The organism is Limnohabitans sp. (assembly GCF_031539175.1).
GTDB lineage: Bacteria > Pseudomonadota > Gammaproteobacteria > Burkholderiales > Burkholderiaceae_C > Limnohabitans.
Genome location: NZ_JAVKLQ010000052.1, coordinates 1 through 14,742, shown reverse-complemented (window position 1 = coordinate 14,742; position 14,742 = coordinate 1). Strand labels below are relative to the sequence as shown.

Annotated in this window: 15 protein-coding genes and 1 riboswitch; of the genes, 7 read left to right on the top strand and 8 right to left on the bottom strand. The window is 57.4% G+C overall.

Translation table 11 applies throughout. The features are described from left to right. Window positions 1–1,206, top strand: a complete 1,206-nt coding sequence (locus RMS95_RS09260) for an MFS transporter (protein WP_310645539.1) — start codon at window positions 1–3, stop codon at window positions 1,204–1,206. Window positions 1,207–1,210: 4 nt separating this feature from the next. Here the strand turns inward: RMS95_RS09260 and RMS95_RS09255 are convergent, their stop codons facing one another. Continuing rightward, window positions 1,211–2,842, bottom strand: a complete 1,632-nt coding sequence (locus RMS95_RS09255) for a peptide chain release factor 3 (RefSeq protein WP_310645537.1) — start codon at window positions 2,840–2,842, stop codon at window positions 1,211–1,213. 39 nt (window positions 2,843–2,881) lie between these two features. Continuing rightward, the gene (locus tag RMS95_RS09250) at window positions 2,882–4,726 is read right to left on the bottom strand and encodes an ATP-binding protein (protein ID WP_310645535.1); all 1,845 of its coding nucleotides are present in this window, start codon (window positions 4,724–4,726) and stop codon (window positions 2,882–2,884) included. Between the two features lie 63 nt (window positions 4,727–4,789). Continuing rightward, window positions 4,790–4,913, top strand: a riboswitch (S-adenosyl-L-homocysteine riboswitch). Between the two features lie 97 nt (window positions 4,914–5,010). Between RMS95_RS09250 and ahcY the strand changes: the two genes are divergently transcribed. The 4 genes from ahcY to RMS95_RS09230 all read left to right on the top strand — a co-directional run bounded on the left by ahcY (window position 5,011) and on the right by RMS95_RS09230 (window position 8,813). After that, window positions 5,011–6,444 (top strand): adenosylhomocysteinase, encoded by a 1,434-nt coding sequence (gene ahcY / locus RMS95_RS09245; protein WP_310645533.1) that lies wholly within the window; start codon window positions 5,011–5,013, stop codon window positions 6,442–6,444. 19 nt (window positions 6,445–6,463) lie between these two features. Beyond that, window positions 6,464–7,219, top strand: coding sequence for a TlyA family RNA methyltransferase (locus RMS95_RS09240; protein ID WP_310645531.1), 756 nt, complete (start codon window positions 6,464–6,466; stop codon window positions 7,217–7,219). Between the two features lie 22 nt (window positions 7,220–7,241). Next, window positions 7,242–8,081, top strand: a complete 840-nt coding sequence (gene metF, locus RMS95_RS09235; RefSeq protein WP_310645529.1) for a methylenetetrahydrofolate reductase [NAD(P)H] — start codon at window positions 7,242–7,244, stop codon at window positions 8,079–8,081. A 126-nt stretch (window positions 8,082–8,207) separates the two neighbouring features. Further along, a complete protein-coding gene (locus RMS95_RS09230) occupies window positions 8,208–8,813 on the top strand; it encodes an OmpW family outer membrane protein (protein ID WP_310645527.1) in 606 nt (201 codons plus the stop codon). 75 nt (window positions 8,814–8,888) lie between these two features. On the opposite strand, the gene paaE is transcribed toward RMS95_RS09230, so the two are convergent. The 5 genes from paaE to paaA are packed head-to-tail and all read right to left on the bottom strand — an operon-like array spanning window position 8,889 to window position 12,670. Then, entirely contained in the window at window positions 8,889–9,977 is a 1,089-nt protein-coding gene (paaE, locus tag RMS95_RS09225; RefSeq protein ID WP_310645525.1) for a 1,2-phenylacetyl-CoA epoxidase subunit PaaE, read from the bottom strand. 20 nt (window positions 9,978–9,997) lie between these two features. Beyond that, window positions 9,998–10,561: a 1,2-phenylacetyl-CoA epoxidase subunit PaaD gene (paaD, locus tag RMS95_RS09220; protein WP_405023378.1), complete on the bottom strand. Its 564-nt coding sequence runs from the start codon at window positions 10,559–10,561 to the stop codon at window positions 9,998–10,000. Continuing rightward, window positions 10,555–11,337: a 1,2-phenylacetyl-CoA epoxidase subunit PaaC gene (gene paaC, locus RMS95_RS09215; protein WP_310645522.1), complete on the bottom strand. Its 783-nt coding sequence runs from the start codon at window positions 11,335–11,337 to the stop codon at window positions 10,555–10,557. Before paaC ends, paaD begins: the two co-directional genes overlap by 7 nt. Next, window positions 11,337–11,642: a 1,2-phenylacetyl-CoA epoxidase subunit PaaB gene (paaB, locus tag RMS95_RS09210; protein ID WP_310645520.1), complete on the bottom strand. Its 306-nt coding sequence runs from the start codon at window positions 11,640–11,642 to the stop codon at window positions 11,337–11,339. Before paaB ends, paaC begins: the two co-directional genes overlap by 1 nt. Beyond that, a complete protein-coding gene (gene paaA / locus RMS95_RS09205) occupies window positions 11,639–12,670 on the bottom strand; it encodes a 1,2-phenylacetyl-CoA epoxidase subunit PaaA (protein WP_310645518.1) in 1,032 nt (343 codons plus the stop codon). Before paaA ends, paaB begins: the two co-directional genes overlap by 4 nt. A gap of 139 nt (window positions 12,671–12,809) precedes the next feature. Here paaA and RMS95_RS09200 point away from each other — a divergent pair, with 139 nt between their 5' ends. Further along, window positions 12,810–13,511 carry a haloacid dehalogenase type II gene (locus RMS95_RS09200; RefSeq protein ID WP_310645515.1) on the top strand — a complete coding sequence of 234 codons (702 nt, stop codon included), beginning with the start codon at window positions 12,810–12,812 and terminating at the stop codon, window positions 13,509–13,511. A gap of 14 nt (window positions 13,512–13,525) precedes the next feature. Here RMS95_RS09200 and RMS95_RS09195 read toward each other — a convergent pair whose 3' ends face one another. Continuing rightward, window positions 13,526–14,413, bottom strand: coding sequence for a 23S rRNA (adenine(2030)-N(6))-methyltransferase RlmJ (locus tag RMS95_RS09195; RefSeq protein WP_310645514.1), 888 nt, complete (start codon window positions 14,411–14,413; stop codon window positions 13,526–13,528). A gap of 209 nt (window positions 14,414–14,622) precedes the next feature. Here RMS95_RS09195 and RMS95_RS09190 point away from each other — a divergent pair. Continuing rightward, window positions 14,623–14,742, top strand: a 120-nt coding sequence (locus tag RMS95_RS09190) for an uL13 family ribosomal protein (protein WP_310645599.1), incomplete at its 3' end; no start/stop codon positions are given.

Sequence of the window (14,742 nt, the reverse complement as noted above, 5' to 3'; positions counted from 1 at the left end):
ATGCCCACCCTTCAAAACTTGCTGACGCATCGCAGTTTTGTGCGTTTCATGGGCGCACGCTTTTTGGTGATCACCGCCAATCAAATGTTGATGGTGGCCGTGGCGTGGCACATGTACGACCTCACCGGCAGCGCGTGGGACTTAGGCTTGGTGGGGCTCTTTCAGTTCGTGCCTGCCTTGTTGTTGACCTTGCCTGCTGGGCATGTGGCAGACCGTGTGCATCGTGGGCGTTTGTTCGCCGCGTGTGTGGCCATTCAGGCCACGGTGTCGGCTGTGTTGGTGTGGGCCACTGCGGGTGAGTTTGTCAGCCGTGAGTTGATCTTGGCACTCTCTGTGGTGTTGGGCAGCACGCGGGCTTTTCAAATGCCTGCACAACAAGCGCTCACGCCCACCTTGTTGCCCACCCACTTGCTGCAACGTGGCGTGGCTTTGAGTTCCAGCACTTTACAGGCTGGCACGATTGGCGGACCTGCGCTCGGTGGTGTGATCTATGCACATGGCGCGTTGACGGTGTACGCCGCTTGCGTGGTCATGATGCTGCTGTCGAGCGTGCTCACCTTGACCGTGCGCTACGTGCATCACGCCACACAAGAGGCCGTGTCTTGGCAATCCGCGATGGCGGGGGTGACGTTTGTTTGGCACAACAAAATTTTGTTGGGCGCCACGTCGCTAGATTTGTTCGCCGTCTTGTTGGGCGGCGCCACGGCGTTGTTGCCCATCTATGCGCGTGATGTCTTACACACCGGTCCCGAAGGTTTGGGTCTGCTGCGTGCTGCACCTGCTGCAGGGGCGCTGCTGATGTCGTTTGCCATGCTGCGTTGGCCATTGCACCGCCATGTGGGCTACAGCTTATTGGGAGCTGTGGCCGTGTTCGGTGGCGCGACGATGGTGTTTGGCTTGTCGCACCACTTCGGGTTGTCGTTGCTGGCATTGGCCGTCACAGGCGCGGCAGATAACATCAGCGTGGTGACGCGCTTGACTTTGATGCAACTTCAAACTCCCGATGAAATTCGAGGTCGTGTGGCGGCCGTCAATTCGATTTTCATTGGCGCGTCGAACCAACTTGGCGAGTTTGAGTCTGGCGCAGTCGCTGCGCTCTGGGGCCCTGTCGTGTCGGTGGTTAGCGGCGGCGTGGGTACCGTGTTGGTCGCCGCCTCATGGCTCAAGTTGTTTCCAGCTTTGGCACGTCGAGACCGAATGCAATAAAAGGTCAACCGGCTGTCGACAACGCCAAGCCCGCATGCTCGCGCAGCGGATGGAAATGGATCTTCGGAAAACGCTCTTGCGCCAACCGCACGTCATAAGGTGACGTGCACAAATACGCCAAGGTGTTGGCCGCGTCCAACGCCATGCGCTGTGGATATGCATACGTGAACTCACGCAACTCCGCAGGCGTGTCCGCCGTGATCCAACGTGCACCGGTGTACTGACAGCTCTCTAACTTCACATCGCAGTCGTATTCGGCTTTCAAGCGGTGTTGCACTACTTCGAACTGCAGTTGGCCCACCGCGCCCAGCAGCATCGCGCCGCCGGCTTCTGGTTTGAACACTTGAATCGCGCCTTCTTCGCCCAGTTGGTCTAAGCCCTGTTGCAGTTGCTTGGTGCGCAAGGGGTTCTTCAAAATCACCGTCATGAACAACTCAGGTGCGAAGAACGGCAAACCTGTGAATTGCAAGGCTTGGCCGTCGGTGATGGTGTCGCCCAACTGCACGCCGCCGTGGGTGGTGAAGCCGATGATGTCGCCGGCATAGGCTTCTTCCACCGCTTCGCGGCGTTGCGACATGAAGGTCACCACGCTGGTGGGGCGCAGCTCTTTGGCGGTGCGTTGCACCTTGAGCTTCATGCCTGGGGTGAATTTGCCCGAGGCCACGCGCACAAACGCGATGCGGTCGCGGTGGTTGGCATCCATGTTGGCTTGCACTTTGAAGACCACGCCCGCAAAACCTTCGTCTTCGGGTTGAATGGTTTTCTCAATGGCTTGCTTGTTGACGACAAGGTGGCTCAAACGCGGGCGGGGTGAAGGTGCGAGATCGACCAAGGCGTCGAGCACTTCCATCACACCAAAGTTGTTCACGCCTGAGCCAAAGAACACGGGTGTTTGCTTGCCTGCCAAGAAGGCTTCTTTGTCGAACTTGGGCGATGCGCCAGTGGCCAGCTCCATGCTTTCCATGGCGGAGGCCCATTCCAAGCCGAAGCGTTCGGCCAGTTGGGCTTGATCGCTCAAGGGGTGGGTTTCAAAGTCTTGCGGCAAACGCTCGGAGCCGGAGTCAAACACGGTCATGGCTTGCGTGCGCAAGTTGATGATGCCGCCGAACAACTTGCCTTGACCCACAGGCCACGTCATGGGCACGCAGGGCATGCCAAGCTCGCGTTCGACTTCGTCGAGGATGTCGAGCGGGTCGCGCACTTCGCGGTCCATCTTGTTCACAAACGTGATGATGGGCGTGTCACGCTGACGGCAGACCTCAATCAAGCGGCGGGTTTGCGCTTCCACACCGTTGGCCGCGTCAATCACCATCAAGGCCGAGTCCACGGCGGTCAGAACGCGGTAGGTGTCTTCCGAGAAGTCTTTGTGGCCGGGTGTGTCGAGCAGGTTGATGACGTGGTCGCGGTACAGCATCTGCATCACAGACGAGGCCACCGAAATGCCGCGTTGCTTTTCAATCTCCATCCAGTCCGAGGTGGCGTGGCGGCTGGCCTTGCGGCCTTTGACGGCGCCCGCGATTTGAATCGCGCCCGAGAACAACAAGAGTTTTTCGGTCAGCGTGGTTTTACCCGCGTCGGGGTGAGAAATGATGGCAAAGGTGCGGCGACGGCGCACTTCGTTCAGAAAAGAGCTCATGGGGCGGTGCGTGTCAGCACGTCATGTCAAAGGGCAGAATCATAGCGCTCGGGGCTGCGCGCTTTGCGGTTGAGCGTGGGTCAGAATCGCTTGCACCAAGATGTCGCGGTCAAAGGGCTTGGGCAACACCTCGCGAAAACCGAGCGCCATACACGCTTTGACCGCATCTTCCGCCACATTGGCGGTCAAGGCGATGACGGGGACGTCGCGGTAAGGATGGTCCAGATCATCGCGGATGCGACGAACCACCTCGGTGCCCGAAATGTCCGGCATGATCAAGTCCATCAGCACGAGGTCGTAGCGGTGTTCGCGCATTTTGTTCAGGGCATCGGTGCCGTTGATGGCGTGATCAATCAGGGCATTGGGTAGGCCTCGTTTGATGCTGGCGGTGTCCACCAATCGGTTGGTGACGTGGTCATCGACTACCAAAATGTCGAGCGTAATCGGGTTGGCGCTGCTGGCATCGATGGGGCGGCGAGCCATGGGCGGTTCAGCCACCTCGATGGGCAGTTTGACGGTAAAGGCGCTGCCCATTCCGAGTGTGCTTTCCACGTTGATGCTGCCTTTGTGGCTTTGCACCAAACTGCGCGTGATGGCCAGCCCCAATCCATTGCCGTGTAAGGCGTTGCCAGCTTTCAAATCGTTGTCGCTGATTTTGAGCTGCACAAACGGTTTAAAGATGTTTTCGAGGGCCGATTGAGGCATGCCAGTTCCCGTGTCTTCCACGCGTATCGTCAAGTTGCCGTGTGACGGGGTGTTGGGCATGGTGTCAAAACGGATGTGCATACGCACTTGGCCTTGAGAGGTGAATTTCAAGGCGTTGCCCAACAAGTTCAAAATGATTTGAGCCAGTCGATGGGCATCCACCAAGGCCCATTCAGGGACGTTGCCGTCGATGTCTAGGGGATAGGCCAAGCCCAGTTGATCGGCACGCGGGGTCAAGGTTTGGTGGGTGCTGGTGAGCATCTCGCGTAAATTCACTGGTTGCAAGTTCAGAACCAATTTACCTTGTTGAATTTGCGAAAAATCCAGTAAGTCGTTGATCACGGTGACCAAGTGCGCGGCCGAGTTGCGAGCGCCTTTGACGTATTGGTCTGCGGGTTCTGGCAGCTGTGTGTCTGAGGACAGCAGGCCTAAGTAACCCATGACTGCGTTCAGTGGGGTTCGCATTTCGTGACTGACCATGGCCAAGAATTGGTCTTTGTGAGCGCTGGCCACTTTGAGGTTGTTGGACAGGTTTTCTAGCCGCGCATTCGTTTTGCGCAGGCGACGCAAGTGCTGCTCGTTGGCTGTGTCATAGGTTTGCACCAAGGCCAATTGCGCCAACAGCATGAGGATGAACATGCCGGCGGCAAATGACAGGGTTTGCCACGCGTTGTCGGTGGGGGCTGCTCCATCGCCTAGCGATTGCAAAACAAACTGATCCTCGATGGGCGGCAACCACCCTCTGGTTTGCAACACATACAGGCCGATCACGCCCAACATCGAAGCCAGCATCGCCAACATACCCCCGATGCGTGAGCCCATGAACAGCGGCAACAAAGGAATGATGGCGAGCCACGTCAGCACTGGCGAGGCGACCCCACCAGTGATGCTCGCGTTGAAGAGCACCAGCGTCATGAGCGTGACTTGATAGATCAAGCCGCCCCATTTCACACCGCCTCCATAGCGCCACACCAGCATGCCCAGTAAAACGCAAAGCACCGCCAAAGCACAAGAGTGGGCGCTGGCGGTGTTGCCCAGCCAATACAACCAAGGCGTGAGGCCTATCAGGCCAACCATGGCGGCCACCGAAAACCAGACGAAGTACACATTCGCGCTTTGGCGTAAATGCGTGGCGAGTTGTCGTTTGATGAAGATGTGGATGTGGCGATGGACGTTCATGCTCGATATTAAACCTTTAGATTTAATTCTAAGGTGGTCGTGTCTCGCAGGCTAAAATAATGCCTATCCGAGGAGCGCTGCAGCCTGTACCCGCCATTTCTGGCGATTCACAGGTGAGGCTCGGACACACAGGCCTATACGCTGCTTTTTTGCGTTGGCCTCACGTTTCCAACCGCGCTCACCCACTGTCAACGTGAGGTGAGTCCCTCGGAAATTTCCTCTTTTGGACTCCCGACGCTTACCGCGCGTTCTCAGTGGCTTTGCCCACCTTTGGAGTCTCACCCATGAACGCTGTTCTCAAATCCAACCCCGCCACCGATTTCATCGTGGCCGATATGTCGCTGGCCGCTTGGGGCCGCAAAGAAATCAAAATTGCCGAAACCGAAATGCCCGGTTTGATGGCCATTCGCGAAGAATTCGCCAAAGCGCAGCCTTTGAAAGGCGCTCGCGTGACCGGCTCTTTGCACATGACCATCCAAACGGCTGTGTTGATCGAAACCTTGAAGTCTTTGGGCGCTGACGTGCGCTGGGCTTCTTGCAATATCTTCTCGACCCAAGACCACGCAGCTGCTGCCATCGCAGAAGCTGGCATTCCCGTGTTCGCCACCAAAGGCGAAACCTTGGCTGAGTACTGGGACTACACCCACCGCATTTTTGAATTCGGCGCCAAAGGCACTGAAGGCGAAGGCCCCAACATGATCTTGGACGACGGCGGCGATGCCACCTTGTTGATGCACTTGGGCAAGCGCGCCGAAACCGATGCTTCGTTGATCGCCAACCCCACCAGCGAAGAAGAAACGTGTTTGTTCAACGCCATCAAAGCCAAACTGGCCGTGGACCCCACTTGGTACAGCCGCAAGGGCGCGCACATCATCGGCGTGACCGAAGAGACCACCACCGGCGTACTGCGCTTGAACGAAATGGCCGCCAAAGGCAGCCTGATGTTCCGCGCCATCAACGTGAACGACTCGGTGACCAAGAGCAAGTTTGACAACCTCTACGGCTGCCGCGAGTCCTTGGTGGACTCCATCAAGCGCGCCACCGACGTGATGATCGCGGGCAAAGTGGCTTGCGTGGCTGGCTACGGCGACGTGGGCAAAGGTTCTGCTCAAGCCTTGCGCGCTTTGAGCGCTCAAGTGTGGGTGACCGAGATCGACCCGATCAATGCCCTGCAAGCTGCGATGGAAGGCTACAAAGTCGTGACCATGGAATATGCCGCTGACAAGTGCGACATCTTCGTGTCGGCCACCGGCAACAAGAACGTGATCCGATACGAGCACATGGCCGCCATGAAAGATGAAGCCATCGTTTGCAACATCGGTCACTTCGACAACGAAATCGACGTTGCTTCGCTCGAAAAATTGCAGTGGGACGAGATCAAGCCGCAAGTCGACCACGTCATCTTCCCCGATGGCAAGAAGATCACCCTGTTGGCCAAAGGCCGTTTGGTGAACTTGGGTTGCGCCACCGGTCACCCCAGCTTCGTGATGTCGTCCAGCTTTGCGAACCAAACGATCGCTCAGATCGAGTTGTTCACCAAGCAAGACGAATACGAAGCCGGCAAGGTCTATGTGTTGCCTAAGCACCTCGACGAAAAAGTGGCCCGTTTGCACCTCAAGAAAGTCGGCGCCATGCTGACCGAGTTGAGCGACGAGCAAGCCGCCTACATCGGCGTGTCTAAGAACGGCCCATACAAAGCCAACACGTATCGCTATTAAGCCCTTTGGCTTTTTGTCCATGCGTGCAGACCAGCTTCTTGTTGACCGTGGCTTGGCCGCTTCGCGCTCCCAAGCGCAGCGGCTGATTGCCTCGGGCGTGGAGTGGCGCTTGGGCACCAAGCCATGGAAGCTTGTGACCAAAAATGGTGACGAGCTGCCACTGCCCAGCGAGCTCCGCTTGCTGGACACCGCGGAGGCGCGTTATGTCTCTCGCGGTGGCTTGAAGCTGGAAGGCGCCTTGCAAAGCAGTGGCTTGTCTGCACAGGGTTTGCGCTGTCTTGATGTGGGCCAAAGCACCGGCGGCTTCACCGATTGCTTGCTGCAGCAAGGCGCTGCGCAGGTGGTGGGGTTGGATGTGGGGCATGGTCAGTTGCATCCACGTTTACGTGACGATGCACGTGTGGTGTGCGTGGAGCGCATCAATGCCCGTGAGTTGCAAGTCAACGATGCGCGGATTCCTGATGTGCACCAAGGTTTTGACTTGGTGGTGGGCGATTTGTCGTTCATTTCGCTCACCCTTGTTTTGCCCGCGATCTTGCCGTTTTTGAAAGCGGATGGTGCGCTGTTGATGTTGGTCAAACCGCAATTCGAATTGCAGCCCAGCGACATCGGCAAAGGGGGCTTGGTCAAAGACGAAGCCAGTTATGTGCAGGTCGAGGCGCGTTTGCGCGAGGCCTGTGTCACATTGAATTTAGACGTGTTGGGCTATTGGCCCAGCGCCATTGCCGGTGGCGATGGCAACCAAGAGTTTTGGATCGGTGCCCGTCGTGCCTGACGCGCCATGAAGAGAGATAGAGATGATCGTCAACAACAGTTTGAGCATTGAGTTTTTTCCACCCAAAACCCCAGAGGGGGCAGACAAGTTGCGTGCGGTGCGCCAAGCGTTGTATCCGCTCAAGCCGCAGTTTTGTTCGGTCACTTATGGTGCTGGTGGTTCGACGCAAGCGGGCACGATGTCGACTTTGAAAGAAATTTTGGGTGAGGGCATGGCGGCAGCATCGCACTTTTCGTGCATCGGCGCGACGCGCGACAGCGTGCGTCAGCAGTTGGCCGAATTCAAAGCCATGGGCGTGAAGCGTTTGGTGGCTTTGCGTGGTGATTTGCCCAGTGGTTATGGCGCGGGCGGTGAGTTTCAGTACGCCAGCGATTTGGTGGCCTTCATCCGCGCCGAAACGGGGGATGATTTCGGCATTGAGGTGGCGGCGTATCCCGAGATTCACCCGCAAGCCAAATCGGCAGAAGCTGATTTGCAAGCCTTTGCCACCAAGGCCCGTGCGGGGGCTGATTCGGCCATCACGCAATATTTCTACAACAGCGATGCGTATTTCCGTTTCGTGGACGACGTGCAAAAACTCGGTGTTGACATCCCCATCGTGCCGGGCATCATGCCGATCACCAGCTCGTCACAGCTCTTGCGTTTCTCAGATGCGTGTGGCGCTGAGATTCCGCGTTGGATTCGTTTGCGTTTGCAGGGCTACGGGGACGACATCGCGTCCATCAAAGCCTTTGGCTTGGAGGTGGTGACCGACTTGTGCGACCAACTGCGCAGCGCGGGTGCCCCAGGCTTGCATTTCTACAGCATGAACCAAAGCGCAGCGACCTTGTCCATTTGTGAAAACCTAGGTTTGACCGCTTAAACCGCGTCCGTTTGATCTTTGTCAAATGTCGCAGCAGGCGGCATTGATGCGCATCAATTCGTTCGCGTCCTTCTTGATTTGAAATAGATCTCACGGGAATAGACCCGAGTCTAAGAAGGAAAAATCATGAAAAAAATAATCATCGCTGCCGCTGTGGGCATGTTGGTCGCCGGTCAAGTCGCCGCGCAAGAGTCGCCTTGGTTGGTGCGTGTGCGTGCCGTTGAGTTGAACATGGCAAACAAGGATTCCACGGGCTTGGGTTTGACGGTAAACGACAAAACAATTGGCGAGGTTGATGTTTCCTACTTCTTCAACAAAAACGTGGCTGCTGAGTTGATCTTGACGCTGCCCCAATCGCAAGCTGTGTATTCCAATGCCGCAGCGATTGGTTCGTTCAAGCACTTGCCGCCGACATTGACAGCGCAATATCACTTCACGGATTTTCAAGGCTTCAAGCCTTACGTGGGCGCAGGTGTGAACTACACCAAGATCACTGGGACAGACTTCTCCGCGTTGGCTGGCACCGCGCTGGCGCCTGTGACTTTGGATAGCCACAGCTGGGGTGCCGCATTGCAAGTCGGCGTGGATGTTCCTGTGACCAAGCAAGTCTCTGTCAACTTGGACGTGAAGAAGGTTTATATCCAGACGGATGTTTATGCCAACGGCGCCAAGGCTGGTACGTTGAAACTTGATCCGCTGTTGGTGGCTGTCGGCGTCGGCTACCGCTTCTAAGCGCGAACCGCAGCGCTTTCGTTGCGACAAAAATGCCCTGCGATCGCAGGGCATTTTTTATGGGCGATCAGAAACTTAACGCTCATCAAAGCTCACCACCACGCTGGCGGTGGTGGGGCGTGCTTGGCAGCTCAGCACAAAGCCTTGTTCCATTTCCCAAGGTTCAAGGGTGAAGTTTTTGCTCATTTCCACTTGGCCTTCCATCACCTTGGCGCGGCAGGTGCAACACACGCCACCCTTGCATGAATAAGGCAAATCGAGACCATGGTTGAGCGCCACGTCCAGCACATGGTCATCGGGGCCCATGGTCATGTCGTAGGGCTTGCCATCCAAGACGATGCGCAATTGGATGGCATGCTTGGTGGCGTCTGTTTGCGCGGTGCTGGCCTTGCGAGGTGTGGCGGGTGTGCTCGATGTGAAGCGCTCAGAATGCACACGTTTGGCAGAAACGCCTGCGTCAATGAGCGCGGTTTCTGTGGCTTCAATCATGGCTTCTGGGCCGCACACAAACACCTCATCCATGCTCTTCACGGGCAGCAATGTCGCGATGATGGCGCGGACTTTGTCGCCATCAATCCGTCCCTCGAGCAAGGGCACTTCTTGGGCTTGGCGCGACAAAATGTGGATCAAGGTCAAGCGGTCGGGGTAGCGGTCTTTCAGGTCTTGCAGCGCTTCGTTGAACATCACGCTGGCCATGTGGCGGTTGCCGTAGACCAAGGTGAATTTCGATTCGGGCTGGCTGTGCAGCGTGCTGGCCATGATCGACAAGATGGGGGTGATGCCCGAGCCTGCTGCAAAGCCTACGCGGTGCAAAGCGCGTGGGCGTTGGACGCCAAAGCGGCCTTGCGGGGGCATGACTTGCAATGTGTCGCCTGCCTTCAGTTGGGTGGTGGCCCAGTTCGAGAACAGGCCGCCGTCAACCGCGCGAATGCCCACTTGCAACAGACCATCGCGTGCCAGCGTTTGGGGTGTTGAGCAGATGGAGTAGCTGCGGCGTACATCTTGCCCCTCGAGTGTGGCGCGTAGGGTTAAAAACTGACCGGGTTCAAACGCAAATGTGCTTTGCAACTCAGCAGGGATGCGAAAGCTGAGTGCGACTGCATTTGCAGCCTCCGCATCGACGCTTGACACGGTGAGGGTATGAAATTGAGGGGCTGCAGACATGGGGCTGGCCTGTTCAAAAATTAGTAGGGTTTGAAGTAGTCAAACGGCTCCATGCATGACAAGCACTTGTAAAGTGCTTTGCAGGCGGTGGAGCCAAAGTGCGAGGTTTCGGTGGTGTCGTGCGAGCTGCAGTGCGGACACGGTACGACCTCAGGCTTGTTCGCACGGCTGGCGAACTGAACCACGGTGGAAGCGGCATCGGTGTTGCTGTTGGCACCACAACGTGCGGGCGGGGCGATGCCGTAGGCCCGCAGTTTGTCGCGTGCGGTTGGGCTCATCCAGTCGGTGGTCCATGCTGGCGCGAGCTGGGTCTGCACGCGGGCGTTCACGCCCAAGGTGGCCAGGGTGGTGCGCACGTCGTCTTCAATTTGTCCCATGGCCGGGCAGCCGCTGTAGGTGGGCGTGATGATCACGGCCAAGACGCCATCGTTTTGCCACACCACGTCACGCAAGATGCCCATTTCACGCAGGGTCACCACGGGAATTTCAGGGTCGCTCAAGGTGTCGAGCGCCGCCCAGATGCGTGCCAGCGACGCCGCTTTCGCGGACGCATCTGGCACGGATGCGGCGAATGTGTTCACCACACGCCTTGGGGGTGGGCGCGCGCCAAACTTTGCATCTCGGCGAGCAAAAAGCCCAAATGCTCGGAGTGCAAGCCGTGCTTACCAGTGTGAACAAACCCTTCTGTGGATGGCTGCTGCAAGGTGGCGTCAGCGATGCCGTTGTTCACCAAGGTTTGCCAGTCGTCGCGCACGGTGGCGGTGTCGACGCCAATGCCCGCCGATGTGACGTGTGATTCAAAGTCACTGGCTGACCAAAACTCTTGGGTGTAGGGCATTAGGTGGTTCAGCGCCGCTTGTGTTTTGGCGTGCGACACCTCGGTACCGTCGCCCAAGCGCACCAGCCAGTCGTGCGAGTGGCGCAGGTGATAGCGCACTTCTTTGAGTGATTTGGCGGCAATGGCTGCCAAGTGTTCGTCTTGGGATGTTTGGAGCTTTTCCCAAACCAGGGCCATCAGCGTGCTGTACAAAAAGTTGCGCACGATGGTGACGGCGTAGTCGCGGTTGTCCACGGCGTAGCCCACCAAGGCCGCGTGATGCGGCAACTCCAGCAAGGTGTAGTTGCGAAAGTCGGGTACGTCACGGAAATAGGCCAAGCTGTCTTCGGTCGCCCCATCGCCTTTGAGCGTGGCCGCATGTTGGTAGAGCAGGCGGGCTTGACCCACCAAGTCCAAGCTGATGTTGGCCATGGCAATGTCTTCTTCCAAGATGGGGCCGTGGCCGCACCATTCCGCGTTGCGTTGGCCCAGCACCAAGGCGTTGTCGGCCAAGTGCAGCACGTAGTCCAAGTGCGCGGTCATCACATGTGCCCCACTTCGTCGGGGATGGTGTAGAAGGTGGGGTGGCGGTAAATTTTGTCGCTGGCGGGCTCGAAGAATTCGGCTTTGTCGTCAGGCGCGCTGGCCGTGATGGTGTTGGATGGCACCACCCAAATGCTCACGCCTTCTTGGCGACGTGTGTACACATCGCGCGCCATCTGCAGCGCGTGTTGTGCATCACTGGCGTGCAGGCTGCCGCAGTGCTTGTGCTCTAAGCCTTGTTTGCTGCGCACAAAAACTTCCCACAGGGGCCATTCGTTCAATGCTTTGGGGGTGGCTTGGCTCATGCGGCCTCCTTCATGGTGTGTTGTTTGCGTGCGTGGGCCAAGGCTGCGTCGCGCACCCATTGGCCGTCATTCCAGGCTTTCACTCGGGTGCCCAATCGCTCTTTGTTGCAAGGACCATGGCCGTTGACGGTGGCCCAAAATTCGTCCCAGTCGATTTGGCCGTAGTCATGGTGGCCGCGTGCCTCGTTCCATTTCAAATCGGGATCGGGCAGGGTCACGCCCAGCACCTTGGCCTGTGGCACGGTGGCGTCGACAAACTTTTGGCGCAAGTCGTCGTTGCTGATGCGCTTGATGCCCCAGCGCATGCCCTGAACGCTGTTGGGGCTGTCGGCGTCGGGTGGCCCGAACATGGCCAAGCACTTCCACCACCAGCGGTTGACGGCGTCTTGCACCATGGCTTTTTGCTCGGCAGTGCCGGTCATCATCACCAACAAGGCTTCATAGCCTTGACGTTGGTGGAAGCTTTCTTCTTTGCACACGCGCACCATGGCGCGAGCGTAAGGGCCGTAGGAGCAACGACACAGGGGAATTTGGTTCATGATGGCCGCGCCATCGACCAACCAACCGATCACGCCTACGTCTGCCCAAGTGAGGGTGGGGTAGTTGAAGATGGAGCTGTATTTGGCTTTGCCGGTGTGCAGGGCATCGAGCATCTGATCGCGGCTGGTGCCCAAGGTTTCGGCGGCGCTGTACAAGTACAGACCGTGGCCGCCCTCGTCTTGTACCTTGGCGATCAGGATGGCTTTGCGTTTGAGGCTGGGGGCGCGGCTGATCCAGTTGCCTTCGGGCAGCATGCCGACGATTTCGCTGTGGGCGTGCTGGCTGATTTGGCGGACCAAGGTTTTGCGGTAGGCCTCGGGCATCCAGTCTTGCGGCTCGATGCGACCATCTGCATCAATCCGCACGTCGAAGGCCTTTTGCAAGGCCGCTTCTGATGCGCTGACGGGTTTAGCCACAGCTTTGAGCTGAGCGCCTTGAGGGGCTGACGCATCGGTGGCGTCGGGCACGTTGAACGATTGGGTGTACATGAACCACTCCTGCACCAGCGACATGCGGTGCACAAGCGAAAGTATAGAGAATTAGCCGACCGACTGGTCGGTTAATTCTCTAGGGGTTTTTCCGAGCCTAAAAACCTGACAATGTGCGTTTTAAAAAAGGGACATCGCCATGGCTATTCAAGCCGTTGTTTTTGATGCTTACGGCACCTTGTTTGATGTGTATTCAATTGGGGCGCTGGCTGAGCGTTTGTACCCAGGTCAAGGCGCTGCGATTTCGGTGTTGTGGCGCGACAAGCAGATTGAATATTCCCGCTTGATCACGATGTCCGATCCACACGCCGAAGGGGGAAGCCGGCATTACCAGTCATTTTTTGAGGTCACGCGGGCTGCTTTGCAATACACCTTGGCGCGTTTGCACTTGGCCCAGTCGGCGGCGAATGAAGGGGCGTTGATGCGCCAATACGCGCATCTCACGGCATTTCCTGAAAACGTGGGGGTGCTGGAGGCGCTCAAAGCGCAAGGTATTCCGACGGCGATTTTGTCCAACGGTAGCCCCGACATGTTGAGTGTGGCGGTGACCCATGCAGGCATGTCCACCTTGATCGACCACATCATTTCGGTCGACCGTGTGCGCCAGTTCAAGACCTCACCCGAAAGCTACGGCTTGGTGCAGCAAGTCTTGCCGTTCCGGCTGGATGAGATTTTGTTTGTGTCGAGCAACGCATGGGATGCGCTGGGGGCCACTTGGTTTGGTTTTCAAACATTGTGGGTCAATCGCCAGAGCTTGCCGCATGAAACCCTAGGGCCTAAGCCCACGGTCACCGGTCGCGATTTGACAGATGTCTTGGCCTTTTTGGCGCCAACGCGGTAAGCAGGCGCCGATGCTTAGCCGCCCGATTCCACCGCCCAGCTTTGTCCGGGGCCGCGTGCCAAAGCTTTGGCCACGATGGGCAAGGCTTCGTTGAGCAGCGGTTTGAGTGTGTAGGGTGGGTTGATCAAGAACATGCCGCTGGCGTTCAACCCCGTGTCGTCGCCACCGGTGGCGCGGCCAATCGCCAAGGTCGCGTGCAACCAAGGTTTTTTGAGCTGGGTGCACATGGTTTTGAGTTTGCGTGGCAAATCGTGCGCCTCGGGGCGAGGAATGATCGGGTACCAGACGATGTAGGTGCCTGTGGCAAAGCGCTTCAAGCTGTCTTGAATGCAATCGATCACGCGGTAGTAATCGTTTTTAATTTCGTAGCTGGGGTCGATCAGCACACAGGTGCGACGCGAGCCGCTGGTCGAGACCGGCGGTGGTAACAAGGCTTTGAGTGACTCAAAGCCGTCAGCCCGCGTGACGCTGACCGTGCGACCCGCATTGAGCTGCTCAATGTTGCCCGTCAACGATTTGTGATCGGTCGGGTGCATCTCAAACAGCTTGAGGCGGTCACGGGCTTCGTAACGCAACAAGCGATGCATGATGAAGGGCGATCCGGGGTAGATGCGAGTGCTGCCGCCCGAATTGAAGCTGGCCACCATGTCCAGGTACTCTTGCAAGGCAGGGACTTTGGCTAAATCTTTGGTGGCCAATAACTTCAGGATGCCGTCAGCGGCTTCGCCACTTTTTTCAGCATAGTCGCCGTCGAGGCGATAGAGGCCCGCACCGGCGTGGGTGTCCACAAACTGAATGCCGGGATCTTTGTGCATCAAGTGCTTCAAAGTCGCGATCAGCGTCAAATGTTTGAGGACGTCGGCATGGTTTCCGGCGTGAAAGGCGTGGCGATAACTGAACATGGGCCGGATGGTAACCCGCCATTTCTGGTGGTTTTGGCGAGACTTGCTTTAAGTCCTTGATTTTTCGTATAATTTCAGGCTCTGCAGCGCTTGAGTGGTCCCGCGGCAGAGGTTTCGCAAGAAGCACATCCCACCTAAGAGGTTCTCAACAGAAGAACGCCGACCGTGGAAAAGGGCCCTACAAACCTCTCTCCTTTTAGGATTTAACTATGTCTACATTCAGCGCAAAACCCGCTGACGTGGTGCATGAGTGGTTTGTGATTGACGCCACCGATAAGGTGCTCGGACGAGTAGCCAGCGAAGTTGCTCTCCGTTTGCGCGGCAAACAC